The following is a 2,480-nucleotide window of genomic DNA, read 5'->3' on the forward strand; positions in this document are numbered from 1 at the left end:
AACCTACTTTCACACTGGTTGCAGCACTATCATCGGCGCAAAGTCGTTTCACGGTCCTGTTCGGGATGGGAAGGGGTGGGACCGACTTGCTATGGTCATCAGGCATAACTTGTACGAGCGTCGCTTTGGTCAGCGCCACTCTGAAATCTGGAAGAAGTATTTTGAATCTGTCACAACAAACAAGCACTGTACTCGTCTATAACCACCAAAGTTATAGGGACAAGCCGTACGGGCAATTAGTATCGGTTAGCTTAATGCATTACTGCACTTCCACACCCGACCTATCAACGTCCTGGTCTCGAACGACCCTTCAAGGAGCTCAAGGCTCCGGGAAATCTCATCTCAAGGCGAGTTTCCCGCTTAGATGCTTTCAGCGGTTATCTCTTCCGAACTTAGCTACCCGGCAATGCCACTGGCGTGACAACCGGTACACCAGAGGTTCGTCCACTCCGGTCCTCTCGTACTAGGAGCAGCCCCCTTCAAATTTCCAACGCCCACGGCAGATAGGGACCAAACTGTCTCACGACGTTTTAAACCCAGCTCACGTACCACTTTAAATGGCGAACAGCCATACCCTTGGGACCGGCTACAGCCCCAGGATGTGATGAGCCGACATCGAGGTGCCAAACTCCCCCGTCGATATGAACTCTTGGGAGGAATCAGCCTGTTATCCCCAGAGTACCTTTTATCCGTTGAGCGATGGCCCTTCCATACAGAACCACCGGATCACTATGTCCTACTTTCGTACCTGCTCGACTTGTCGGTCTCGCAGTTAAGCACGCTTATGCCATTGCACTATTAGCACGATGTCCGACCGTACCTAGCGTACCTTCGAACTCCTCCGTTACACTTTAGGAGGAGACCGCCCCAGTCAAACTGCCTACCATGCACTGTCCCCGACCCGGATCACGGGCCAAGGTTAGAACCTCAAACGAACCAGGGTGGTATTTCAAGGTTGGCTCCACCGGAACTGGCGTCCCGGTTTCAAAGCCTCCCACCTATCCTACACAGATTGGTTCAAAGTCCAATGCAAAGCTACAGTAAAGGTTCATGGGGTCTTTCCGTCTAGCCGCGGGTAGATTGCATCATCACAAACATTTCAACTTCGCTGAGTCTCGGGAGGAGACAGTGTGGCCATCGTTACGCCATTCGTGCAGGTCGGAACTTACCCGACAAGGAATTTCGCTACCTTAGGACCGTTATAGTTACGGCCGCCGTTTACTGGGACTTCAATCAAGAGCTTGCACCCCATCATTTAATCTTCCAGCACCGGGCAGGCGTCACACCCTATACGTCCACTTTCGTGTTTGCAGAGTGCTGTGTTTTTATTAAACAGTCGCAGCCACCAGTTTATTGCAACCCTTTCACCCTTCTGCAGTAAAGCAGTCAAGCTACCGGGGCGTACCTTTTCCCGAAGTTACGGTACCAATTTGCCGAGTTCCTTCTCCCGAGTTCTCTCAAGCGCCTTAGAATACTCATCTCGCCCACCTGTGTCGGTTTGCGGTACGGTCTCGTATGACTGAAGCTTAGAGGCTTTTCTTGGAACCACTTCCGATTGCTTCAGGACCTAAGTCCCTCGTCCCAATCCCTTGGATTATGTACCCGGATTTGCCTAAGTACCTCCTATGAACCAGGAACTGACTATTCCAACAGTCAGACAACCTTCCGCGATCCGTCCCCCCATCGCATCATACGACGGTGCAGGAATATTAACCTGCTTCCCATCAGCTACGCATCTCTGCCTCGCCTTAGGGGCCGACTCACCCTGCTCCGATGAACGTTGAACAGGAAACCTTGGGCTTACGGCGTGGAGGCTTTTCACCCCCATTATCGCTACTCATGTCAGCATTCGCACTTCTGATACCTCCAGCATCCTTTACAAGACACCTTCGCAGGCTTACAGAACGCTCTCCTACCATATCCTTGCGGATATCCGCAGCTTCGGTGACTGGCTTAGCCCCGTTACATCTTCCGCGCAGGACGACTCGATCAGTGAGCTATTACGCTTTCTTTAAATGATGGCTGCTTCTAAGCCAACATCCTGACTGTTTTAGCCTTCCCACTTCGTTTTCCACTTAGCCAATCTTTGGGACCTTAGCTGGCGGTCTGGGTTGTTTCCCTCTTGACGCCGGACGTTAGCACCCGACGTCTGTCTCCCAAGCTCGCACTCATCGGTATTCGGAGTTTGCAATGGTTTGGTAAGTCGCAATGACCCCCTAGCCATAACAGTGCTCTACCCCCGATGGTGATACTTGAGGCACTACCTAAATAGTTTTCGGAGAGAACCAGCTATTTCCAGATTTGTTTAGCCTTTCACCCCTATCCACAGCTCATCCCCTAGTTTTTCAACACTAGTGGGTTCGGACCTCCAGGGCGTGTTACCGCACCTTCATCCTGGCCATGGATAGATCATCTGGTTTCGGGTCTACACCCAGCGACTGTCGCCCTGTTCGGACTCGATTTCTCTACGGCTCCCCTAT

2 rRNA genes are annotated in these 2,480 nt (G+C 51.9%); both read right to left on the reverse strand.

Annotated elements, in window-relative coordinates:
* Positions 1 to 103, reverse strand: a 5S ribosomal RNA gene (gene rrf, locus NX778_RS24490); the annotation flags it as partial.
* 112 nt (positions 104 to 215) lie between these two features.
* Positions 216 to 2,480, reverse strand: a 23S ribosomal RNA gene (locus tag NX778_RS24495); the annotation flags it as partial.

The organism is Massilia terrae (assembly GCF_024753145.1).
Taxonomy (GTDB): Bacteria; Pseudomonadota; Gammaproteobacteria; order Burkholderiales; family Burkholderiaceae_D; genus Telluria; species Telluria terrae.